At 71.3% G+C, this 21,080-nt stretch carries 20 protein-coding genes and 1 tRNA gene; 12 read left to right on the forward strand and 9 right to left on the reverse strand.

What is annotated here, in order from left to right; all coding sequences use genetic code 11:
- Positions 1 to 66: 66 nt before the first annotated feature.
- The 5 genes from R9X44_RS27995 (at position 67) to R9X44_RS28015 (ending at position 6,780) form a co-directional block, all read left to right on the forward strand.
- Positions 67 to 822, forward strand: coding sequence for a hypothetical protein (locus R9X44_RS27995; protein WP_319817300.1), 756 nt, complete (start codon positions 67 to 69; stop codon positions 820 to 822).
- Positions 819 to 1,847 carry a hypothetical protein gene (locus R9X44_RS28000; protein ID WP_319817301.1) on the forward strand — a complete coding sequence of 343 codons (1,029 nt, stop codon included), beginning with the start codon at positions 819 to 821 and terminating at the stop codon, positions 1,845 to 1,847. Before R9X44_RS27995 ends, R9X44_RS28000 begins: the two co-directional genes overlap by 4 nt.
- 113 nt (positions 1,848 to 1,960) lie before the next feature.
- Positions 1,961 to 3,349, forward strand: a complete 1,389-nt coding sequence (locus R9X44_RS28005) for a family 2B encapsulin nanocompartment shell protein (RefSeq protein WP_319817302.1) — start codon at positions 1,961 to 1,963, stop codon at positions 3,347 to 3,349.
- A 74-nt stretch (positions 3,350 to 3,423) separates the two neighbouring features.
- Positions 3,424 to 5,760 (forward strand): terpene synthase family protein, encoded by a 2,337-nt coding sequence (locus tag R9X44_RS28010; RefSeq protein WP_319817303.1) that lies wholly within the window; start codon positions 3,424 to 3,426, stop codon positions 5,758 to 5,760.
- Positions 5,761 to 5,772: 12 nt separating this feature from the next.
- The gene (locus R9X44_RS28015; protein WP_319817304.1) at positions 5,773 to 6,780 is read left to right on the forward strand and encodes a polyprenyl synthetase family protein; all 1,008 of its coding nucleotides are present in this window, start codon (positions 5,773 to 5,775) and stop codon (positions 6,778 to 6,780) included.
- A gap of 325 nt (positions 6,781 to 7,105) precedes the next feature.
- Here R9X44_RS28015 and R9X44_RS28020 read toward each other — a convergent pair whose 3' ends face one another.
- Positions 7,106 to 7,687 carry a TIGR03086 family metal-binding protein gene (locus R9X44_RS28020; protein ID WP_319817305.1) on the reverse strand — a complete coding sequence of 194 codons (582 nt, stop codon included), beginning with the start codon at positions 7,685 to 7,687 and terminating at the stop codon, positions 7,106 to 7,108.
- 62 nt (positions 7,688 to 7,749) lie between these two features.
- On the opposite strand from R9X44_RS28020, the gene R9X44_RS28025 reads away from it, so the two are divergent.
- Positions 7,750 to 8,571 carry a helix-turn-helix domain-containing protein gene (locus R9X44_RS28025; protein ID WP_319817306.1) on the forward strand — a complete coding sequence of 274 codons (822 nt, stop codon included), beginning with the start codon at positions 7,750 to 7,752 and terminating at the stop codon, positions 8,569 to 8,571.
- Between the two features lie 467 nt (positions 8,572 to 9,038).
- On the opposite strand, the gene glyA is transcribed toward R9X44_RS28025, so the two are convergent.
- The 7 genes from glyA to purU form a co-directional block, all read right to left on the reverse strand.
- Positions 9,039 to 10,298 carry a serine hydroxymethyltransferase gene (gene glyA, locus R9X44_RS28030; RefSeq protein WP_319817307.1) on the reverse strand — a complete coding sequence of 420 codons (1,260 nt, stop codon included), beginning with the start codon at positions 10,296 to 10,298 and terminating at the stop codon, positions 9,039 to 9,041.
- The gene (gene gcvH, locus R9X44_RS28035; protein WP_319817308.1) at positions 10,295 to 10,681 is read right to left on the reverse strand and encodes a glycine cleavage system protein GcvH; all 387 of its coding nucleotides are present in this window, start codon (positions 10,679 to 10,681) and stop codon (positions 10,295 to 10,297) included. The genes glyA and gcvH overlap by 4 nt, the downstream gene beginning before the upstream one ends.
- Positions 10,678 to 11,838 (reverse strand): glycine cleavage system aminomethyltransferase GcvT, encoded by a 1,161-nt coding sequence (gene gcvT / locus R9X44_RS28040; RefSeq protein WP_319817309.1) that lies wholly within the window; start codon positions 11,836 to 11,838, stop codon positions 10,678 to 10,680. The genes gcvH and gcvT overlap by 4 nt, the downstream gene beginning before the upstream one ends.
- Positions 11,839 to 12,597: 759 nt before the next feature.
- The gene (locus tag R9X44_RS28045) at positions 12,598 to 13,122 is read right to left on the reverse strand and encodes a hypothetical protein (RefSeq protein ID WP_319817310.1); all 525 of its coding nucleotides are present in this window, start codon (positions 13,120 to 13,122) and stop codon (positions 12,598 to 12,600) included.
- Positions 13,122 to 13,724, reverse strand: coding sequence for a DUF6286 domain-containing protein (locus tag R9X44_RS28050; protein WP_319817311.1), 603 nt, complete (start codon positions 13,722 to 13,724; stop codon positions 13,122 to 13,124). The genes R9X44_RS28045 and R9X44_RS28050 overlap by 1 nt, the downstream gene beginning before the upstream one ends.
- A 92-nt stretch (positions 13,725 to 13,816) precedes the next feature.
- Complete coding sequence (locus R9X44_RS28055) at positions 13,817 to 14,422, reverse strand: YdeI/OmpD-associated family protein (protein WP_319817312.1); 606 nt, start codon at positions 14,420 to 14,422, stop codon at positions 13,817 to 13,819.
- Between the two features lie 67 nt (positions 14,423 to 14,489).
- The gene (purU, locus tag R9X44_RS28060) at positions 14,490 to 15,326 is read right to left on the reverse strand and encodes a formyltetrahydrofolate deformylase (protein ID WP_319817313.1); all 837 of its coding nucleotides are present in this window, start codon (positions 15,324 to 15,326) and stop codon (positions 14,490 to 14,492) included.
- Positions 15,327 to 15,424: 98 nt separating this feature from the next.
- On the opposite strand from purU, the gene R9X44_RS28065 reads away from it, so the two are divergent.
- The 4 genes from R9X44_RS28065 to R9X44_RS28080 all read left to right on the forward strand — a co-directional run bounded on the left by R9X44_RS28065 (position 15,425) and on the right by R9X44_RS28080 (position 19,917).
- A complete protein-coding gene (locus R9X44_RS28065) occupies positions 15,425 to 16,267 on the forward strand; it encodes an alpha/beta hydrolase family esterase (RefSeq protein WP_319817314.1) in 843 nt (280 codons plus the stop codon).
- A 125-nt stretch (positions 16,268 to 16,392) separates the two neighbouring features.
- A complete protein-coding gene (locus tag R9X44_RS28070; RefSeq protein WP_413774994.1) occupies positions 16,393 to 17,580 on the forward strand; it encodes an amino acid deaminase/aldolase in 1,188 nt (395 codons plus the stop codon).
- 16 nt (positions 17,581 to 17,596) lie between these two features.
- Positions 17,597 to 18,646 (forward strand): PfkB family carbohydrate kinase, encoded by a 1,050-nt coding sequence (locus tag R9X44_RS28075; RefSeq protein WP_319817315.1) that lies wholly within the window; start codon positions 17,597 to 17,599, stop codon positions 18,644 to 18,646.
- Positions 18,643 to 19,917, forward strand: coding sequence for a glycoside hydrolase family 4 (locus R9X44_RS28080; RefSeq protein ID WP_319817316.1), 1,275 nt, complete (start codon positions 18,643 to 18,645; stop codon positions 19,915 to 19,917). Before R9X44_RS28075 ends, R9X44_RS28080 begins: the two co-directional genes overlap by 4 nt.
- A 7-nt stretch (positions 19,918 to 19,924) precedes the next feature.
- Here the strand turns inward: R9X44_RS28080 and R9X44_RS28085 are convergent, their stop codons facing one another.
- Positions 19,925 to 20,254 carry a DUF3618 domain-containing protein gene (locus R9X44_RS28085; RefSeq protein ID WP_319817317.1) on the reverse strand — a complete coding sequence of 110 codons (330 nt, stop codon included), beginning with the start codon at positions 20,252 to 20,254 and terminating at the stop codon, positions 19,925 to 19,927.
- A 118-nt stretch (positions 20,255 to 20,372) separates the two neighbouring features.
- Between R9X44_RS28085 and bcp the strand changes: the two genes are divergently transcribed.
- A complete protein-coding gene (bcp, locus tag R9X44_RS28090) occupies positions 20,373 to 20,858 on the forward strand; it encodes a thioredoxin-dependent thiol peroxidase (RefSeq protein WP_413774995.1) in 486 nt (161 codons plus the stop codon).
- 37 nt (positions 20,859 to 20,895) lie between these two features.
- Positions 20,896 to 20,969 (forward strand) — tRNA-Leu (locus tag R9X44_RS28095).
- Positions 20,970 to 21,080: the final 111 nt, after the last annotated feature.

Genomic DNA, 21,080 nt, shown 5'->3' on the forward strand with positions numbered 1-21,080 from the left:
CACCGACCCTACGCACAGGTTAGCGTTGGCTACCCAACGTCAGCCGGGAGCAGTCGGGAGTCGGTCATGTTCAAGTTCCCCTCCGCCCGAGGCCGCGACGCCGAGGACGATGACCGTGGGCCCAAGGGCAGGGCCCGTCGCGAGACGACCCCCGACGACGCAGCGGACGGCCCCACCGCCGGACACGCAGGGGCGATGCTGTCCGCGCTGTTCCTCGTCGTCTTCGCGATCGCGGTCATCGTGCCGTGGACCGTCGCGGACTCCGCGCGCCAGAACACCTACGCCGAGGCGCAGGCCCTCACCGAGGCGTTCTGGGCGGCGGGCGACCTGCCGGAGACCGACGCGCTCATGGTCCGCGAGGCGCTGCGCGACTACACCGCCTTCGTCGCCGATGCCGAATGGGAGCCGATGGCCGAGGGCCGCCTCGACCCCGCCGGATGGGCGAGGCTCGACACGCTCAGGCACGCGCTCGGCGAACTCGAGCTGAAGGACCGCGAGGACGTCCAGGCCCGCGACGCCGTCGACGAGCAGCTCACCACGGTGTTCGCCGCGCGCAGACAGCGCGCCGTCGACGCGCACGCGCCGCTCCCGTTCGGCGTCCTGGTCCTCACCGTCGTCACCGGGGGCCTCGTGCTTGCGTTCCCGATGCTGTCGGGGGCGCGGCCGCGCGGCCGCGTCAGGGTGACGTACGGGCTGATGGCCGTGGCGATGGGCGTCAGCGTCTACCTGGTCTTCGCGATCAACCACACGTTCACCGGACCGCTGGGCGTCGGGAACGACGCGTTCCGCACCGCCCAGCAGGAATTCGCGCGGGTCCCATGAGACGCCCCGCCGCCGCGCTCGCCGCCGCCGGATTCGGCGCGGCCCTCATCGGCGGGATGGCCCTGACGCCCGCCCCGCCCGCCCACGCCGACCACGGCATCGTCATCTGCCTGGGCGCGGACCTCGTCCTCATCAAGCTCAACGTCGTCATCGTCATCGGCCCAGGCCAGTGCGCCGACCCCGAACCCCCGGCCCCCGAACCCGAACCGCCAGCCCCCGAGCCAGAGCCTCCCGCGCCGGAACCCGAGCCCCCTGCGCCCGAGCCTGAACCTCCTGCGCCCGAGCCTGAACCTCCCGCGCCGGAGCCCGAGCCGCCTGCGCCCGAACCGGAGCCGCCCGCACCCGAGCCGGAACCCCCTGCGCCCGAGCCCGAGCCTCCCGCGCCTGAACCCGAGCCGCCCGCACCCGAACCCGAACCTCCCGCACCCGAACCCGAGCCTCCCGCGCCTGAACCCGAGCCGCCCGCACCCGAACCGGAACCCCCTGCACCCGAGCCGGAAGCTCCGGCACCCGAGCCTGAGGCACCCGCGCCCGAGCCGGAGGCACCCGCTCCCGCGCCCGCACCGCCCGCACCCGCGCCGGAGCCGCCTGCTCCGGCCCCCGGGCCGCAGGCTCCCGAGCCCGCGCCGCCCGCGCCCGCGCCGCAGCCGGGAGGACCTGTGCCGCAGCCGCAGGCGCCCGAGCCGCCCGCGCCCGGTGCGCCGGTGCCGCAGCCGGGGCAGCCCGTCGCGCAACCCGCCGCGCCCGCGCCCGAACCGTCGGCCGAGCCGCCCGAACCCCCTGCGCTGCCGAACGTGCCGCCCGTGGCGCTCGCGGAGACCCCGCCGCCGGACCTGCCCGCCGAGCCCGAGCCGACGCCGACGCCCGCCCCCTCGGTCGCGCCGAGGGCCGCAGCGCGGCCGCAGGCCAAGGCGGCGTTCACCCCGCTCGAGGAGGACCGTGATCCATTCTCGACGGTGCTGGCGGTGACCGTCGTGGCGGCCGTCGTCTCGGCGGGCACGGGGACCGTCTTCCGCCTCAGGTGACTCTCAGGTCTCTGTACTGTCACCCTGCGGATAGATCAATACCTATTGCGATCATCAAATTACCGTTAGTAACTTTCCAACTGGCAGAAGCTCCCCGAGCGAAAGCGGTAACGATGACCGAGACAGTGGACCGCGCCCAGCAGCAGCTCAGCCTTGGCACGGCGGCGGCGAAGAACCTGGCCTCCACCACCAAGACGCCGCCGCAGATGCAGGAGATCACCTCCCGCTGGCTGCTCAAGACCCTTCCCTGGGTGCAGGTCTCCGGCGGCACCTACCGGGTGAACCGCCGCCTCACCTACACCCTTGGCGACGGGCGCATCGAGTTCGTCTCGACCGGCTCCCGGGTCCAGGTGATCCCGGCCGAGCTGGCCGAGCTGCCGGTGCTGCGCGGGTTCGAGGACCCCGAGGTGCTCCAGGCGCTCGCCGACCGCTGCGTGCAGCGGGAGCTTGCCCCGGGCGAGCTGCTCGCCGAGTCCGGCGCGCCGGCCGACCACGTCATCTTGGTGGCGCACGGCAAGATCCAGAAGATCGGCACGTCCAAGTACGGCGAGGAGGCCAGGCTCGGCGCGCACGCCGACGGCGACTTCGTCGGCGCGGACGCGCTGGTCGGCGAGCACGAGTGGGAGTACACGCTGCGGGCGCAGACGCCGGTCACGGTGCTGACGCTCGCCCGCTCGGACTTCCGCCAGATCCGGGACTCCTCGCCCACCCTCCAGGCGCAGGTGGCGGCGTTCCTTGCGAGCCCGGTCCCCGAGCAGAACCACTACGGCGAGAAGTCCATCGACCTGTCGGCGGGCCACACCGGCGAACCCGTGCTGCCCGGCACGTTCGTGGACTACGAGACGTCCCCGCGCGAGTACGACCTTTCGGTCGCGCAGACCGTCCTGCAGGTGCACACCCGCGTCGCCGACCTGTTCAACGAGCCGATGAACCAGGTCGAGCAGCAGCTCAGGCTGACCATCGAGGCCCTGCGCGAACGCCAGGAGTTCGAGATGATCAACAACCGCGAGTTCGGCCTCCTGCACAACGCCGACCTGCGCCAGCGCATCCAGACCCACAGCGGCCCGCCCACCCCCGACGACCTCGACGAGCTGCTGTCCCGGCGCAGGGGCTCCAAGCTGTTCCTCGCCCACCCCAAGGCCATCGCCGCGTTCGGCCGCGAGTGCAACAAGCGCGGCCTGTACCCCAACACCGTCGACTTCGGCGGCCACCAGATCCCGGCGTGGCGCGGCGTCCCGATCTTCCCGTGCAACAAGATCCCGATCACCGCGCAGCAGACCAGCTCGATCATGGTCATGCGCACTGGCGAGGAGGAGCAGGGCGTCGTCGGCCTGCACCAGACCGGCATCCCCGACGAGTACCAGCCGTCCCTGTCCGTCCGCTTCATGGGCATCAACGAGCAGGCCGTCATCCAGTACCTCGTAAGCGCCTACTACTCCTGCGCGGTACTGGTGCCGGACGCCCTCGGCGTCCTGGAGAACGTCGAGATCGCGCACACCTGACGCCCTCCGGCGCGGGCCCGCTCCGGGCCCGCGCCGGCCCGGTGTGCGCCCGCCCGACGACGGAGGAACCTCCAGTGCCCAAGCAGCCCTTCAGCCTGCCCGAGTTCTACCTGCCCTATCCGGCGCGGCTCAACGAGCACGTCGAGTCCGCGCGTGCCCACTCCAAGGAGTGGGCGTGGGAGATGGGCATCCTCGGCCCCCTGGACGACGGCCGCATCGTGTGGACCGAGCAGGAGTACGACGCGCACGACTACGCCCTGCTGTGCGCCTACACCCACCCGGACTCCTCGGGGCCCGTCCTTGACACCGTCACCGACTGGTACGTGTGGGTCTTCTACTTCGACGACCACTTCCTCGAGCTGTTCAAGCGCACCGGCGACCTCGACGGGGCCCAGTCCTACCTCGACAGGCTCGCCCTGTTCATGCCGGTCGACCTCGACGCGGGCTACCCCGAGGCCACCAACCCCGTCGAGCGCGGCCTCGCCGACCTGTGGGCGCGGACCGTCCCGGCGATGTCGCGGCAGTGGCGCGAGCGGTTCGCCGCCAACACCAAGGCGCTCCTTGAGGAGTCGCTGTGGGAGCTGGTGAACATCAACGCGGGCCGGATCGCCAACCCGATCGAGTACGTGGAGATGCGGCGGCGGGTCGGCGGCGCGCCCTGGTCGTCGGACCTCGTGGAGTACGCGGCCGACGCCGAGGTGCCGGCCGAGATCGCGCGGGCCCGTCCCGTCAACGTGCTGCGCGAGACGTTCGCCGACGCCGTCCACCTGCGCAACGACCTGTTCTCCTATGAGCGCGAGGTCGGCGACGAGGGCGAGCTGTCCAACGCGGTCCTTGTCTTCGAGGACTTCTTCGGGCACGACACCCAGACGGCCGCGGAGCTGACCAACGACCTGCTCAGCTCCCGGCTCTACCAGTTCGACCACACCGCCGTCACCGAGGTGCCGCTGCTGCTCGCCGAACACGGCATCGGCGCGGACGGCGCGGCTAAGGTCGCCGCGTGGATCAAGGGCCTGCAGGACTGGCAGTCCGGCGGGCACGAATGGCACATGCGCTCAAGCCGGTACATGAACTCCGAGGCCGGTCTGCGCTATTCGCCCTCAGGGCTCGGAACGTCGGCGGCGCGGCTTTTCCCGTCGCCGCAGAACCTCGGTTTCGGCAGGTTCCGCGCCTACACGCACGTGCCGTTCCAGAAGGTCGGGCCGACCACGATTCCGGAAATCGACCCGCCCTATCCGCTGCGGCTCAGCCCGCACCTCGAGCACGCGCGGCGCGAGAACAACGCGTGGAGCATGGCCAAGGGGATGGGCGTGCCCGGGTCGTTGTGGACCGAAAGGCAGCTCAAGGGCTTCGACTTCCCGCTGTGCTCGGCCGGGCTCGACCCCGACGCCACCCCCGACGAACTCACCCTGTCCTCGCACTGGCTCACGTGGGGCACCTACATCGACGACTGGTTCCCGCGCGTGTACGCCGCCGCGAAGGACCCGCTGGGGGCCCGCGCGTTCGCGATCCGGCTGCATGACTTCATGCCGCTCGACCTCGGCCCGACCCCGCCGCCGCTCAACCCCGTCGAGGCGGGCCTTGCCGACCTGTGGCGGCGCACCGCCGCGCCCATGTCGGAGCGGCAGCGCGCGGGATTCCACAGCGCGGTCTCGGTGATGATCGACGCGATGGCGTGGGAGGTCGGCAACCTCGTCCAGCACAGGCTGCCCGACCCCGTCGACTACGTGGAGATGCGGCGCGCCACATTCGGCTCGCAACTGACCATGTTCCTGGCCAGGATCGCCCGCGAGAAGGACATCCCCGACGAGTTCTTTGAAAGTCGCACCCTGCTGTCGATCAACAATGCGGTTTCCGATTTCGGGATGTTCACGAATGATCTTTTCTCCTATCAGAAGGAGATCGAATTCGAGGACGAGCTGCACAACCTCGTGCTCATCCTGGAGAATTTCCTCAACATCGGGAGGGATGAGGCGGTCACGACCGTCGCCCGCTTGATGGCCGACCGGCTGGCGCAGTTCGAACACCTCGTCAGGGTGGAACTGCCCGTCGTCGCCGACAGGCTCGACCTCGACTCCGCCGCGCGCTCCGCGCTCGAGGGGTACCTTGACGAGCTGCGCGACTGGATGGTCGCCATCATCCACTGGCACCGGCGCACAAGCCGCTACGTGGAATCCGAGCTGAACCCGCTCGCGCACCTCAGCGCCCCGCGGAGCCTGACCGGCACCTCGGCGCTGCGGCCGCCCGGCGCGCACGCGTCCGACGCCGCGCGGCCCGTCGCGGTGCCGGCCGCGCGGCCCTCGGCGGTCTCCGCCGCGCCACCCGCGGCCGAGCACCGTCCGCCGCCCGTGCCGCTGTACCCGCGCGGCCTCGGCACGGCCGCCGCCCACCTTCCCCGACTCCACAGCTAGAGAGGCAGGCGCATGACAGCCGTACACGAGGCGGAGAAGGCGGCCGAGGTGCTCGCCCGCGGCCGGACCCTTGTGGAACCCGCGCTCCGCGAGGCGGTCGGGTCGCTGCCCGACCCCGTCCGCAAGATCACCGGGTACCACATGGGCTGGTGGGACCACGAGGGGGTGCCGACGCCGTCGTCGTCGGGCAAGGCGCTGCGGCCGACGCTCGCGGTGCTCGCCGCCGAGGCCGTCGGGGGGCGGGCCGAGGACGCGGTGCCGGCCGCCGTCGCCGTCGAACTCGTGCACAACTTCTCTCTGCTGCACGACGACGTCATGGACGGCGACCTGCTGCGCAGGCACCGGCCCACGGCATGGCACCTGTTCGGCAACGGCCCTGCCGTCCTCACCGGGGACGTGCTGCTGGCCCTCGCGATCGAGCTCGTCGCGTCGAGCGGGCTGCCCGCGCGGATGCTGACGTCGGCGGTGCTCGACCTGCTCGACGGGCAGAACTCCGACCTCACCTTCGAGACCCGCGACGACGTCACACTGTCCGAGTGTGTGGCGATGGCCGTCAACAAGACGGGTTCCCTGGTCCGCTGCGCCTGCGCCCTGGGTGCGACGGCGGGCGGCGGCACATCCGAGCAGGTCGCGTCCTTCGGCCTGTTCGGCGAACACCTCGGCCTCGCCTTCCAGTACATGGACGACCTCCTGGGCATCTGGGGCGACCCGGCGATGACCGGCAAACCCGCCCACTCCGACGTCCTGAACCGCAAGAAGTCACTCCCGGTCGTCGCCGCCCTCACCGCGGGCACCCCCGCCGCGGCGGCCCTCGCCGCGGCCTACCACTCCCCCGACCCCCAGGACCCCGCCGACCTCGCCCGCCTGGTCGAGGCCGCCGGCGGCCGCGCCTGGACCCTCGAACGCCTCACCCAGCTCCGCAACCAGGCGACCGCCACCCTCACCGCCCTCTCCCCCTCCCCCACCCCCACCTCCTCCCTCATCGCCCTAACCCACCTGGTAACCGACCGAACCCACTAACCCCCCGAACCGGACGGAGCGCGGCACCCCCGACCCCCGCCGCCTCCGTCCTTTCCCCGGCCGCCCCGGACCCGCGCTCCGGGCCGCCCGGCTACGCCGCCCAGCACCCCTGAGCGTTGCGGACGGCGTCACGGGTGCGCTGGGCGGCGAAGAGGCCGAGGTCGACCGCCCCCGGCTCGCCCGGGGACGGTCGGCCGAGGCGTGGTCGCGGCGGTGCGTCGCGGAGATCTGCTCGCGCCTCGGCCGTAGCCAGGTTCTCGGTCAGGGGGCAGCGGGGCGTGCTCCGGGGGGCTGTCTGGCGGGGGTTGTGGTCCGTGGGGGTGGGTCAGGGGGTCCAGTTAGGGTTGCGGCCGGAGGCGGCCAGGGCTCGGGCTAGGAGGGGGGACGAGGCGGGGAGGGGGATGGGGGTGGCGAAGCCGCCGTATTCGCGGAACATGGGGGCGATCTTCTCGACGTCGGCGAGGAGGAGGGCCGCTGTCGGGTCGGATATGTGCAGGTCGGTGCCGATTGTGCGGGCTACGTCCCAGGTGTGCAGGGCTAGTTCGGTGAGCATCATCGCGGCCATGTCGGCGGGTGGGGTGGGGCCCATGCCGGAGGCGATGTCGCCCTGCCATGCCTCGGGGCGTGACCAGGCCGTCAGGGCGCGGTCGAGGGTCGCCGCGTAGTCCTCGCGCCAGGTGGGGTCGGCGGTGAAGTCGGCGGTTTTCAGGGCCTCGGGCAGGGTCGTGCGCAGGCCGTAGTGCTCTAGGGCGTGCGACGTCCACACGATCCAGTGGTTCACCAGCTCGCGCAGGTCGTAGTCGGGGCAGGGGGTCGCGGCCGACAGCCTGTCCTGCGGGACGAGGGCGGCGATGCGGACGGCCTCCGCGCTGGTCTCGGCGAGTGCCTTCAGGAGATCTTCGTTCATGCGTTCGACTCTATTGACGGGTTCCGGCCCGGTCTTGGAGAAACGCGACGTAGCCTTAAGCGGTGGTGGAGAAGACGAACCCGCAGGCGGGAGGGATCGCGCCCCTTGAGGGGCGCGGCATCGTGCGGCCCGGTGAGATGGCGCGGCATGTCGTGCTTGAGCGGCGGGAGCCCGGGCCGGAGCTCGCGGGGTTCGCCGAACACCACTGGGTCGTCAGGTGGCGGGTCGGCGAGCCGTATGACGCGAAGGTGCTGAGCCACCCGAACGTGCACCTGGTCTTCGAACCCGAGGGGGCGTTCGTCTACGGGGTCGATCGTGGGGTGTTCGTCCGGCATCTGACCGGGGCGGGGCACGTCCTTGGCGTGAAGTTCCTGCCGGGCGGGTTCCGCGCGCTGTACGGCGGCCCGATCGCCGAGCTCGCCGACCGGCGTGTCGCCGCGGCGGAGATCTTCGGGGCTTCCGTCGACGCCGTCAACACGGCGATCCAGGGCAGGTCGGATATCGCGGACATGGTGGCTGATGCCGAGGGGTTTCTTGTGCCGCTGCTGCCCGACGCGCCCGATCCGCAGGCCGGGCGGGCCGCCGAGCTCGTCGCACGGTTCACGGCGGAGCCGTCGCTGTTCCGGGTGGACGACGCCGCCGACGCCGCGGGCCTCTCGGTCCGCGCCCTGCAACGCCTGTTCTCCGACTACGTGGGCGCGTCGCCCAAGTGGGTGCTGCGCCGCGCCCGCCTGCACGAGGTCGCCGCCCGCGCCGACGCGGGCGCCGACATCGACTGGCCGGCCCTCGCCGCGGCCCTCGGCTACACCGACCAGTCCCACCTGATCCGCGACTTCACCGCAACCCTCGGCCAAAGCCCCACCAAATACACCAAAACCCCATAAACCCCAACGGCGCTGTCCCTTCGGGACAGCGCCGAGTTTATGGCCCCCGCCCAACGGAACCCACGTGCGCCCGAACAGCGCCGAGTCCCACGGCCGCAGAGGTCGGCGCACGCCCCGCGCCGAGTCCCACGGCCGCGAAGTCTGCGTGCGCCCGGACAGCGCCGCCTGGCGTCCGTAGCCGCGCGGGGGTGTGTGCGCCCGGACAGCGTCCTCCGAGGTCTACGGCGCGACGGCCGGGGCCTGCCTGCGCCCCGGAGGGCGCCGAGGTCCACGGCCACGGGCTCTTCGTGCGCCCGGACAGCGTCCGTAGCCGCGCGGGGGTGTGTGCGCCCAGACAGCGCTCGATGAGATCCACGGCTGCGGAGGTCGGCGTGTGCGCTGGGCAGGGCGCTCCGGGGTCCACGGTTGGAGGGGGTGGGCCGTGCTTCCGGGGGCCGGGTGGGGGCGGAAGCACGGCGGGGTGTGGGTTAGAGGGATGGGTAGAGGGGGTGTTTGTCGGCCAGGGACTTGACGCGGGCGGACAGGGCCGTGGCGTCGAAGGTGGGTTGGAGGGCCAGGGCGATGATGTCGGCCACCTCGGTGAAGTCGTCGGCGGTGAAGCCGCGGGTGGCGAGGGCCGGGGTGCCGATGCGGAGGCCCGAGGTGGTCATCGGGGGGCGCGGGTCGTTGGGGACCGCGTTCCGGTTGACGGTGATGCCGATCTCGTGGAGGCGGTCCTCGGCGTCGCGGCCCGTCAGCTCGGAGTCGACGAGGTCGACCAGCACGAGGTGGACGTCGGTGCCGCCGGTCAGGACCTTCACGCCCGCCTTGGCCGCGTCCTCCTGGAGCAGCCGCTCGGCGAGAATCTTCGCGCCCTCGATCGTGCGCGCCTGCCGCTCCCTGAACTCCTCGGACCCGGCGATCTTCAGCGCGACGGCCTTGGCCGCGATGACGTGCTCGAGCGGCCCGCCCTGCATGCCGGGGAACACCGCCGAGTTGATCTTCTTGCCGAGCTCCTCACGCGCGAGGATCAGACCGCCGCGCGGACCGCCAAGGGTCTTGTGCGTCGTGGTCGTGACGATGTCGGCGTACGGGACCGGCGACGGGTGCAGCCCCGCCGCGACAAGCCCGGCGAAGTGCGCCATGTCCACAAAAAGCAGGGCACCGACCGAGTCGGCGATCTCCCGGAACTTCGCGAAGTCCAGCTGACGCGGGTAGGCCGACCAGCCCGCGACGATCATCTTCGGCCGGTGCTCGGCGGCCAGCGCCGCGACCTCGGCCATGTCGACCCGGCCGTCCTCGGGGCTGACGTGGTAGGGCACCACGTTGAGGAACTTGCCGGAGTAGTTGATGCGCATGCCGTGCGTCAGGTGGCCGCCGTGCGCGAGGTCGAGGCCGAGGATCGTGTCGCCGTGGTCGAGCAGCGCGAAGTAGACCGCGGTGTTGGCCTGCGCGCCCGAGTGCGGCTGGACGTTGGCGTGCTCCGCGCCGAACAGCTCCTTGGCGCGGTCGATCGCGAGCTGCTCGGTGACGTCGACGTACTCGCAGCCGCCGTAGTAACGCCGCCCGGGGTAGCCCTCGGCGTACTTGTTGGTGAGGACCGACCCCTGCGCCTCAAGGACGGAGACGGGGGCGAAGTTCTCCGACGCGATCATCTCGAGGGTGTGCTGCTGCCGCCCGAGCTCGGCGCGGACCGCGTCGTACACCTCGGGGTCGACGTCCGACAGGTGCTCGAAAAGGGTGCTCATGCTTCCTCGATGATCTTGTTGTAGGACTCGGCGTCGAGCAGGTCGGGCTGGTCCTCGTCGATCCTGATGCGGAACAGCCAGCCCTCGCCGTAGGCGTCGGCGTTGATGATGCCCGGGTCGTCCACGACGGACTGGTTGACGGCGACGACCTCGCCGGACAGCGGCGAGTAGATGTCGGAGACCGACTTGGTCGACTCGGCCTCCCCGCAGGGCTCTCCGGCCGTGACGGCCTGGCCTTCCTCGGGCAGCTGGACGAACACGATGTCGCCGAGCGCGTCGGCGGCGTAGTCGGTGATGCCGACGGTCACGACGCCGTCCTCACCGTCAAGGCCGGAGACCCACTCGTGCTCCTCGGTGTAACGGAGCTGCTCAGGAACACTCACTTGTTCGTCCTCTTGTTCTGTTCGGCTGACCCGAGATCCGCACCGGCCCCGGCAGGGCGGTGTTCACGGTGGTAAAACGGCAGGTCGACCACGTCGACCGCCTCGTGCTTGCCGCGGATGTCCACGGCGACGGGCCGTGACCCGTGCCTGACCGAGGCGAGCGCGATCGGCTTGCCAAGCGTCGGCGACGGCGCACCGCTGGTGACGACCCCGCACGGCTCACCGTCCTCGCCGATCACGGCGTATCCGGCGCGCGGAACCCGTCGGCCGACGGCGACGAGCCCGACGAGCTCGCGCTCCGGCCCGGCTTCGGCGACCGCGGCGAGGGCGTCGCGTCCGACGAACTCCTTCTCCAGCCGGACGACCCTGCCGAGGCCCGCGTCGTACGGGGTGGTCTGGACGGTGAGCTCGTGCCCGTACAGCGGCATCCCGGCTTCCAGCCGGAGGGTGTCGCGTGCGGACAGCCCGCAGGGGGTGAGGTCCGCCCCGCCCGCCTCGGTGAGCGCCCGCCACAGGGGGACGGCGTCCTCGGCCGCCACGAAGAGTTCGAAGCCGTCCTCGCCGGTGTAGCCGGTGCGTCCGATGAACGCCGACCTGCCCGCGACGGTGCCGCTGACCAGGGCATAGTACTTCAGCGTCGACAGGTCCGCATCGGTGAGCCCGGCCACGATCGCCGCCGACTTCGGGCCCTGGACGGCGATCAGCGCCCACGCGTCGGAGTCGTCGGAGACGTGCGCCTCGTAGCCCTTGGCGCGCTCGGCCAGCTCGGCCGCGACGACCTCGCGGTTCGCGGCGTTGGCGACGACCAGGAACCCGTGGTCGCTGAGGCGGTAGACGATCAGATCGTCTAGCACCCCGCCCTCGGGGTTGACGATCATGGTGTAACGGGCCCGTCCCGGCGTCAGACCGGAAGGGGTGCCGACGAGCGCGTGGTCGAGCGCCTCGGGTGCCTGCGCGCCGGTGACGAAGATCTCACCCATGTGCGAGATGTCGAAGATCCCCGCGCTGGCGCGGACCGCGTTGTGCTCGGCCGTCTCCGACCCATAACGCAACGGCATCAGGTATCCGGCGAAGTCCACGAGGGTCCCGCCGAGCTCTTGATGGATCTCCAGAAGCGGCGTGGTCTTGGCGGACTCTGCCGAAGAGGTGGCGGACACGACGGGCTGGCTCCTTGATGTGTGTTTCTTTCGGCCCAACGGGCGGGCGCGGTTACACCAGGCCCGGAGTCTGCGGGACCGGCATACCTACGGCCCAGTCCCCACCCCCCGAATCCTACGCCCATACCCCGATCGGCCCCCGCCCCCGGTCGGGCACCTACCGTGACCGCGCGGCAGACCCCGGTTAAAGGGTGCTCTACCGGGATTTGTGGGGATGGCAGGTGTTCCGGGAGTGACGGGTTCGTAGTGTTCTACGTAAGTGAGTCGCACTCCTCGCAGACAGCGACCACAGGGAAGATGGAAGAGAGGGGACTTCGATCATCCGAGACGAACTGGCTGGACCTTCTGCTTGAGACCGGCGCCGCGGACTTTCCGCCCGCCGGTCTCGTGGTGTCAGCCCACCTCGCCCACCCTTCAACACCCACCCTGCCCGCCCCCCACCCACCTCACCCCGCCCGCTCAGCCCCGCCCCGCAACGCCCCCACCCCGCCCGCCCCGCCCCAATGCTCTGAGCAGCACGTCCGCACCCAGGGGAGCCGTGAGGGTTAAGCAGCACGTCCGGCCCCAGGGAAGCCGTGAGGGTTACAAGGAATGCTGGGCCGGGCTTCTCTCCCGATAGTGAAGACACCGGGCCTGACGGCCGTGCGCGCCCGGTGCCGCCCCGTAGGCCCCCAGGGCCGGAGGGGCGGCGCCGGGCTTCAAAGCGCACGGCCGTCAGGCCCAAATAAACACAGCGCACAGCCCTAAAGCCCCAAAAAATCACGCGAAGCGCGTCTCCTGGTACACGAGACGGAACCTCACGACCGAGTGGAGCCCCGCCAACCCCACCGCTTCCCTGAACCGCGTCAACGGCGCCTCACGGATAAGCGTCAGAAGAAGCCCCAGGTCAGCACTCTCCTCACAGGAAACATGCAGCACCAGCCGGGACCGCGCGCGGGACCCCGTGAGCCGGAGTTCTACCTCCTGGACCCCGGGCAGTTCGCGCAGCTCGGATGTCAGGTCGGCGAGGGCGGCGCGGGTGCGGACGCGGCGTGCGCCGCGCATGAGCGGGAATCTGCGGAGCGCGGCGGTGCGGCCTTCGGCGCACAGCCAGTACAGGGACGCGCCCGCGGTGACGGTCAGCAGGGCGGTGACGAGCGGCCAGAACCAGGCGTGCGCGGCGGCGAAGGCGGTGAGGTCGTCGCCGAGGACGGGGTCGTGGCCGCCGTCGGTGCGCAGCCGCAGCACGAGTCCGCCGGCGGCGCACAGCGCGAAGCCGGTCAGCAGGAGTCCGGGGCGTGCCATCAGCGCCGCCAGACCACGGAGAGCGCCAGCGCGCGGTCGCGCACCGGGTCGATCTCGCCGAGCCGCGACACGACGGCGCGGCGCACGAGATCGGCGAGATTGCCGGGGTTGCGGTACCCGGTGGCGACCTCGAGGTCGATCCGCCTCCCGATCCGCGCCTGTGCGCCGGTGACGCCGGGGACGCCGCGCGCGGCGTTCTCGACCGATCTGGCGAGCGCGTCGCGGCTCAGCGCGGCCGACAGCGCGGGGTCGGCCCCGCGCATCGGTTCGAGCGCCTCGCGGGCGGGCCAGACGGCGTGCGCGAGCAGCGCGATCCCGCCGAGCAGCAGCCCCCACCCGGCGAACCCGACCGACGGGTCGGCCCACGGCGTGGCTCGCAGCCGGGCGGCGAGCGCGTCGACGAACTCCGGCGGCACCGCGTGCATCCCGTGTCTTCGCGCGACGATCTCGGCGGCGGCGGTCGCGCACAGTGCGGTGGCGACGGCGGCGGACGACAGCGCGGCGACGGTCCGGCGCGGCTGGAACTCCTCCTCCGACCGCAACCGGGTCTGCCGGCGCACCGCGGTGTCCCCGAACAGCTCTGTGACCAGCGTCTCAGCCATGGACACGAACAGTAACGGCCGCGCCGTATCGAACCATGCCCGACAGGTCCATGATCAAGAAAAGCCGGGTGCGCGTCGTGCCAGGCCGCTCTTCAGTAGAAGGTCTTGCCCTCCTTCAACATCTGGACGAACTTCTCGATCCGGGCGGCCCGGGTGGTGGCGCGCTTGGCGTCCTCGACCCGGAACACCACGGCGAACCTGTTCTGCGAGCTCAGCGTGGCGAAGAACGCGGCGGCCTCGGGCTCCGCGTCGAGCGCGGCCTGGAGATCGGCGGGGACGTCACGGCTCGACTGCGGCGCGTAGGCGGCGTCCCAGCGGCCGTCGGCCTTGGCCGCCGCGACCTGCGCCAGCCCCGCAGGACGCATCCGCCCCGCCGCCTCGAGCTCGGCGATCTTGCCCGTGTTGACCTTCGACCACCTGCTGCGCGGCCTGCGCGGCGTGTACTTCTGCAGGAAGTAGGTCGCGTCGAACCCCTTGCGCTGCCCGTCGATCCACCCGAAGCACAGCGCGTGGTCGAGCGCCTCGGGTGCGGTCACCGACGCGATCCCGCTCGCCTTCTTGGCGATCTTGATCCACAGCCCCTGCGACGTGGCGTGCTCTTGCTCAAGCCACGCCTCGAACTCCGCCTCCGTGGCGAACGCGAACACCGGCAACCCGTCCGCCCCGACCCCCGCCGGCACACCCGTCTCAACGTCCATACCCCGACGCTAACCCGAGGGTCTGACATTCCCCGTCCACGATCCCCACACCCCCGCAGGGTGTGCGTCAGCGGAAGACGACGGTCTTGTCGCCGTTGAGCACCACGCGGTGTTCGGCGTGCCAGCGGACGGCCCTGGCCAGCGCCAGGCACTCCATGTCGCGGCCGACGCGGCGCAGGTCCTCGGGCGTCTGGGTGTGGTCCACCCTGGCCACTTCCTGCTCGATGATCGGGCCCTCGTCAAGATCGGGGGTGACGTAGTGGGCGGTCGCGCCGATCAGCTTGACGCCGCGCGCGTGCGCCTGGTGGTAGGGCTTGGCGCCCTTGAACGACGGCAGGAACGAGTGGTGGATGTTGATCACCCGGCCCTGGAGCTTGGCGCACAGGTCGTCGGTGAGGATCTGCATGTACCGCGCGAGGACGACGAGGTCGGCCCGGTAGTGCTCGAAAAGCGTAAGGATCTCCGCTTCCTGCGCGGGCTTCCCCATCGACATGGGCAGATGGTGGTAGTCGATCCCGTACGACTGGGTGAGCGGCCGCATGTCCGGATGGTTGGAGACGACCGCGACGACGTCGATGTCGAGCAGCCCGGAACGCACCCGGAACAGCAGGTCGTTCAGGCAGTGCCCCTCGCGCGACACCATGATCATGACCTTCATGCGGCTCGCCGCGTCGCCGAGGTGCCAGTCGAAGCCGAACTCGGCGGCGATGGGCGCGAACAGCGTCTGGAGTTCCGACAGCGGCAGGTCGGCGGTGAACTGGACGCGCAGGAAGAACCGTCCGGTGGACTGGTCTCCGTACTGCTGGCTCTCCAGGATGTTGCAGTCCTTCGCGGCAAGCAGCCCGGAGACGGCGGCCACGATGCCGGGCCGGTCCGGACACGACAACGCCAGGATGTAACTCACGCCCTCGCCTCACAGCACTCGGAAGGGACGCAGTCTATGCGCTCCCCGCGCCACCTGCCGATTCACCGGAAGATGCGGTGCGGGTTAGGTTGGGCGTTATGCGGTGGTTCGGGGTACTCGTCGCGCTCATCCTGCTGATGAGCGGATGCACCACGCCCGACGACCAGGGCGACCCGCCACAAAAGACCGACAAGATCCCCTGGTCGGCCGGCACCCACCGCGAGCGCATCGACGTCGACGGCCCAGGCTGGCGCGAGTACCAACTGAGGGTCCCGCCCAAAGCCGAAGGCCCCCTCCCCCTCGTCGTCGCCGTCCACGGCGGCGCGTCCACCGCCGACCGCTTCCAGCAGGAATCGGGCTTCGACCGCGTCGCCGACGACCACGGCGTCCTCGTCGCCTACCCCGACGGCTTCGCCCTCAGCTGGAACGCCGGCGCGTGCTGCGGCCCCGCCAAGGCCGCCAAGATCGACGACGTCGGCTTCCTCACCCAGCTCATCGAGCACCTCATCGACGTCGGAGCAGCCGATCCAGACAAAGTGTTCGTAGCGGGCTTCTCCAACGGCGGCGGCATGGCCTATCGCCTGGCCTGCGAGGGCCCCGGCCGCGTCAAGGGCATCGGCGTCGTCTCGGCGTCCCTGGTGATCGACTGCGCCCCGAAGCACCCGGTCTCGGCCATGATCGCGCACGGCCGCAAGGACACCTCGGTCCCCTACGACGGCGGCGGCAACCGCGACTTTGACGACACCCGCCCCTTCGCCCCCGTCTCCAAGGCCGTCACGTTCTTCCGTAACGACGCCGGAATAGCGCGCTTGACCGCCGACGGCGACTGCCGCGCGGGGAACAACAAGGGGGTGAGGGTCAGGTTCTGCCCGCACGGCGGCGGACACGTCTGGCCGAAGACCATGGCCGCCGACCTCTGGGACTTCTTCTCGTCCCTCTGACCGGGCCGACCGGCCCGAGACAGGCTGGTCGGGCCGGGACCCCGGGCGCGCTGGGGCCCCGGCCGCACCGCGAAATATACATGAAGCCTTTTCATGTTTAATGTTCTATGACAGGCTGGACCGCTATGGACCCCCTGAAGTTGAGGGCGCGGTATGACGCGGCCACCTCGGCGTTCGACGCGCCGTTCGCGATCGTCGACATCGACGCGTTCCGTGCGAACGCCGCAGACCTCGTCCGCCGTGCCGGGGGCAAGCCCGTGCGGGTGGCGAGCAAGTCGGTCCGCGTGCGCGCGCTGATCGAGGAGGCGCTGAAGACCGACGGTTTCGCCGGGATCATGGCCTTCACCCTGCCCGAGGCCCTGTGGCTCGCCGGGCACCGCAGCAGCGACGACATCCTCGTCGCCTACCCCACGGCCGACAAGGGCGCGCTGCGCAGGCTCGCCGACGACGCGCACGCCGCCTCCGTCGTCACCCTGATGGTCGACTGCTTCGAGCACCTGGAGATGCTGCCGTCCGACGGCCACCCGATCCGGGTGTGCATGGACATCGACGCCGGATACCGGGTGCTCGGCGGCCGGATCAAGGTCGGCGCGCAGCGGTCCCCGATCGTCACGCCCGCGCAGGCCCGGGCGTTCGCCGACGAGATCGCCAAGCGCCCGCACCTGCGCCTCGTCGGGATCATGGGCTACGAGTCGCAGATCGCCGGGGTCGGCGACGACCCGGCGGGCCAGCCCGCGCGGGCGCGGCTGATCCGGGCGATGCAGTCGCGGTCCCGGCTCGAACTCGCGGCCCGACGCGGCGAGATCGTCCGACGGGTCCGCGAGGTCGCCGACATCGAGTTCGTGAACGGTGGCGGAACGGGAAGCATCGAGTGGACGGTCGCCGAGCGGGCGATCACCGAGGTCGCGGCGGGCTCGGGCCTGTTCCAGCCGCACCTTTTCGACCACTACACGGCGTTCCGCGGCACCCCCGCCGCCCTGTTCGCCCTCCCCGTCGTGCGCCGCCCCGGCCCCGGCGTCGCGACCTGCCTCGGCGGCGGCTACCTGGCCTCGGGCCCCGCCGACGCCCTGCGCCTCCCCCAGCCCTACCTCCCGCAGGGCCTGAAGTTCACCGGCCTTGAGGGCGCGGGCGAGGTCCAGTCCCCGCTGGTCGGACGCGCCGCCGACGGCCTCGAGGTCGGCGACCGCGTGTGGTTCAGGCACACCAAGGCCGGCGAACTCTGCGAGCGGTTCGAGGCCGTACATTTGATCTCGGGCGAGCGCACAGTTCGCACCGTCCCGACCTATCGTGGCGAGGGACAAACCTTCCTTTAGTCGCGGAGGCAGGCCGATGAGCGACCCGTGCGGCTCTCGTCCCGCGCCTTCGTCCCCCGGCCTCGACGTGTTCCTGTCGGGCCAGGTCTACATGGACATGATCTTCACCGGCCTGCCCGGCCCGCCCCCGCCCGGCGGCGAGGTCATCACCGACGGGCTCGGCTCGGCCCCCGGCGGCGTCGCGAACATGGCGGTCGCGATGAGCAGGCTCGGCCTTCGGGTGGGCCTTGCGGCGGCCTTCGGCGACGACATCTTCGGCGCCTACCTGTGGGACACCCTCGCCGACCAGGAGAACGTCGACCTGACGTGGTCGCGGCGGATGCCCGGCTGGTCGAGCCCCGTCACGGTGTCCATGGCCTACGACGCCGACCGCAGCATGGTCACCTACGTCAACCCGCTCCCGCCGCTCGCCCCCGTGGGCACGCCGCCGCCCGCGCGTACCTGTGTGATCGACGTGGCCCAGCCCGTCCCGGCGTGGGCGATCGAGCTGCGTGCCAAGGGCGGCCTTGTGGTCGCCGACCTCGGCTGGGACCCCACGGAGACCTGGTCGGCCGACGTGCTCGACAGGCTGCGGCACGTCGACGTCTTCCTGCCGAACGCCGTCGAGGCGATGGCCTACACCCGCACGTCGACGGCCGCCGCCGCGCTGGAGCACCTCGCGCGGCTCGTGCCGACCGTCGTCGTCAAGTGCGGCGCGTCCGGCGCGCTGGCTGCGCGCGGCTCCGAGCGCGCGGCGGAACCGGCCCTTCCGGTGACGGCGCTCGACCCGACGGGCGCGGGCGACGTGTTCGCCGCCGCGTTCGTCTACGGCACGCTCGCCGGGTGGGGCCTGTCGCAGCGGCTGCGGTTCGCGAACCTGTGCGCGGGCCTGTCCGTGCGGCACTACAGCGGTTCGCTCGGCGCGCCCTGCTGGGGCGAGATCGCCGCGTTCGGCGAGTCCGGCGAGGTGCCAGGCGAGGTGCTGGAGAACTACGCGTTCGTGGTCGAGCACATCCCCGACTCCGAACTCGACCGTGGCGCGGAGTCCGTCGCGCGCGCCCAGCCGACCCTGAGAGGACGCCAGTGAAGATCGCCGTCGTGGGCGCGGGAAGCGGCTATCTGCCGGGGGTGGTGCGCGGCGTCCTGCACCGCGCCGACGCCCTGCGCGGCGCGGAACTCGCCTTCCACGACCCCGATGTCCCCGCGATGGAGCTGATGGCGCGCCTCGCGCGCGGCATGCTCAAGGGCCTGTGCACGGTCACCGAGCATCCCGCGCTGAAGACCGCGCTCGACGGCGCGGACTTCGTCTTCACCACGTTCCGCCCCGGCGGCATGCCCGCCCGCCACCTTGACGAGTCGATCCCGCTCGCGCACGGCGTCGTCGGCCAGGAGACGGCGGGGCCGGGCGGCTTCCTCATGGCGTGCCGCTCGGTCCCGCCCCTGCTCGAGCTCGCGGAACTCGCGCCCGATGACGCGTGGATCGTCAATTACACCAACCCCACGAGCGTGGTCACCGACGCCGTCCTCCAGCGGTTCCCCGGCCGTCGCTTCCTCGGCCTGTGCGACCAGCACGTCGGCGACACCGAGATGTGGGAGGCGCTGCTCGGACTCGACGGCCTGGAAGCCGACTGGATCGGCCTCAACCACCTCACCTGGGCGGAAACCGTGCGACACCGGGGCAAGCCGCTCGATCTGCCGCCCCTGCTCGCGGCCCTTGAACCCCCGGACGGCGGCGCGACGCCGTGGCGCGACCCGTCGCGGATGGCCGATCTGGGCAAAGCGTTGGGATTCCTCCCGAACTCCTACGCCAAGTACTACTTCTTCCACGACGAGGTCGTCGCGGAGCTGCGCGCCAAGGGCACCACCCGCGCGCAGGACATCATGGCGACCCTTCCCGCGTTCTACGCCCAGGTCGAAGCCGAGTCCCACAAGGCCGACCCCGACCCGTCACGCGAGCGGGGCGGCGGCGAGCACGGCGAGTTCGCGATCGACGTCATCTGCGCGATCGCCGGGGACGAGGGCCGCCGGATGATCCTCAATGTGCCGAACACCCTGCCCGACGGGGGCAGCGCGATCCCGTCGCTCGCGGCCGACACCGTCGTGGAGATCCCGTGCCGGGTGGGCGCGCGCGGGGCCGAGCCGCTGCCCGTCGGGGATCTTCCGCTGCCGGTGCGCGGCCTCACCCAGGCCGCCGCCTGCTACGAGCGCCTTGCCTCACGGGCCGCCACGACCGGCGACCGCGCGCTGGCGCTCCAGGCCCTCATGGCGCACCCCTTCACCCCCGGCAAGCGCGCGGCCGAGGCGATCCTCACCGAGGGCCTCGCCGCCCACCGCCCCGACCTTCCCCAGTTCTTCTAGCGCGCCGTCAGCCCCGGGTGAGCTTCACAACCGTCTTCTTGGCCGACCTGCGCGAGCCGATGACCAGCAGCGCGACGCCCGCGGCGAGCACCCCGCCGACGATGAGCAGCCGCTTGCGCTGCTCCTGCGACAGCGGCGAGTCCTGCCCCTCCTTCGGCGCGACGACCGAGCCGAGCGCGTGCGCGACGTGCGTGATCTCTTCGCGGGCGCGCTCACCCGTCCGGTGCACGATCGCGCCCGGCGCGATCCGTTTGGCGAGCGCGTCGATGTTGCGCGCGAGATCGTCCAGCTCGTCCTCGATCTGCTGCTTGATCAGGTCAGGATTCCTGTCGGCCATCCCGCGTCCCCATGTTCGGCGTAGTGTCGTTGGTGTCGATCAGTCTCGCAGGTCGCACGGCCGGGTGGCACGGCGAGACCGGCGGAACGCGACCGGTAAGTTTGGACCGGCGGCACTCATGGCGAAAGGACCCAAGGTGACAGATCGTCTTGAACCAGGCGATGAAGCCCCCGATTTCACCCTCGACGACGCCGACGGCAAGCCCTTCACCTTGTCGTCGCTGCGCGGCGAGCGGGTGATCCTGTACTTCTACCCCGCCGCCATGACCCCCGGCTGCACCAAGGAGTCCGTCGACTTCGAGGGCGCGCTCCCCGAACTCGCCGAGGCCGGCGTCAAGGTCGTCGGCGTCTCCCCCGACGCCCCCGCCAAGCTCGCCAAGTTCGCCGAGCGCGACGGCCTCACCTTCCCGCTCCTGTCCGACCCGGACAAGCAGGTCCTGCAGGCGTACTCCGCGTACGGCGAGAAGAAGCTGTACGGGAAGGTGACGGTCGGCGTCATCCGCTCGACGTTCGTCATCGACGCCGAAGGCAAGGTCGAGAAGGCGTACTACAACGTGAAGGCCACGGGCCACGTCGCCCGTATCCGCAGGGAGCTCGCTCTCTGAACGCCGCGGGCGTCCCGCTGATATCGTCGGGGCTCCGGGGGCCGTAGCCCAATTGGCAGAGGCCGGCGGTTTAGGTCCGTCGTGTTGTGGGTTCGAGTCCCACCGGCCCCACCCCTCACCGAGACGGTCTCAGCGAGACCGTCTCGTCCCATTTCCGGCCGGGACAGGCCAGCGAATCCGGGCAGCGCACGCGAGGCCGTCGATATGTGAGAAAACGGCACT

It is taken from the genome of Actinocorallia sp. A-T 12471, assembly GCF_033875155.1.
GTDB lineage: Bacteria > Actinomycetota > Actinomycetes > Streptosporangiales > Streptosporangiaceae > Actinocorallia.

What these genes read in the sequence shown, in the direction of transcription:
- R9X44_RS28070 (WP_413774994.1), top strand. Translation starts at nt 16,393, where the DNA reads ATGGACCCCCTGAAGTTGAGGGCGCGGTATGACGCGGCCACCTCGGCG.
- glyA (WP_319817307.1), bottom strand. Translation starts at nt 10,298, where the DNA reads ATGAGCACCCTTTTCGAGCACCTGTCGGACGTCGACCCCGAGGTGTAC.
- R9X44_RS28005 (WP_319817302.1), top strand. Translation starts at nt 1,961, where the DNA reads ATGACCGAGACAGTGGACCGCGCCCAGCAGCAGCTCAGCCTTGGCACG.
- R9X44_RS28020 (WP_319817305.1), bottom strand. Translation starts at nt 7,687, where the DNA reads ATGAACGAAGATCTCCTGAAGGCACTCGCCGAGACCAGCGCGGAGGCC.
- R9X44_RS28045 (WP_319817310.1), bottom strand. Translation starts at nt 13,122, where the DNA reads ATGGCACGCCCCGGACTCCTGCTGACCGGCTTCGCGCTGTGCGCCGCC.
- R9X44_RS28085 (WP_319817317.1), bottom strand. Translation starts at nt 20,254, where the DNA reads ATGGCCGACAGGAATCCTGACCTGATCAAGCAGCAGATCGAGGACGAG.
- bcp (WP_413774995.1), top strand. Translation starts at nt 20,373, where the DNA reads ATGGCGAAAGGACCCAAGGTGACAGATCGTCTTGAACCAGGCGATGAA.
- R9X44_RS28015 (WP_319817304.1), top strand. Translation starts at nt 5,773, where the DNA reads ATGACAGCCGTACACGAGGCGGAGAAGGCGGCCGAGGTGCTCGCCCGC.
- R9X44_RS28065 (WP_319817314.1), top strand. Translation starts at nt 15,425, where the DNA reads ATGCGGTGGTTCGGGGTACTCGTCGCGCTCATCCTGCTGATGAGCGGA.
- R9X44_RS28055 (WP_319817312.1), bottom strand. Translation starts at nt 14,422, where the DNA reads ATGGACGTTGAGACGGGTGTGCCGGCGGGGGTCGGGGCGGACGGGTTG.
- R9X44_RS28050 (WP_319817311.1), bottom strand. Translation starts at nt 13,724, where the DNA reads ATGGCTGAGACGCTGGTCACAGAGCTGTTCGGGGACACCGCGGTGCGC.
- R9X44_RS28000 (WP_319817301.1), top strand. Translation starts at nt 819, where the DNA reads ATGAGACGCCCCGCCGCCGCGCTCGCCGCCGCCGGATTCGGCGCGGCC.
- R9X44_RS28075 (WP_319817315.1), top strand. Translation starts at nt 17,597, where the DNA reads ATGAGCGACCCGTGCGGCTCTCGTCCCGCGCCTTCGTCCCCCGGCCTC.
- R9X44_RS27995 (WP_319817300.1), top strand. Translation starts at nt 67, where the DNA reads ATGTTCAAGTTCCCCTCCGCCCGAGGCCGCGACGCCGAGGACGATGAC.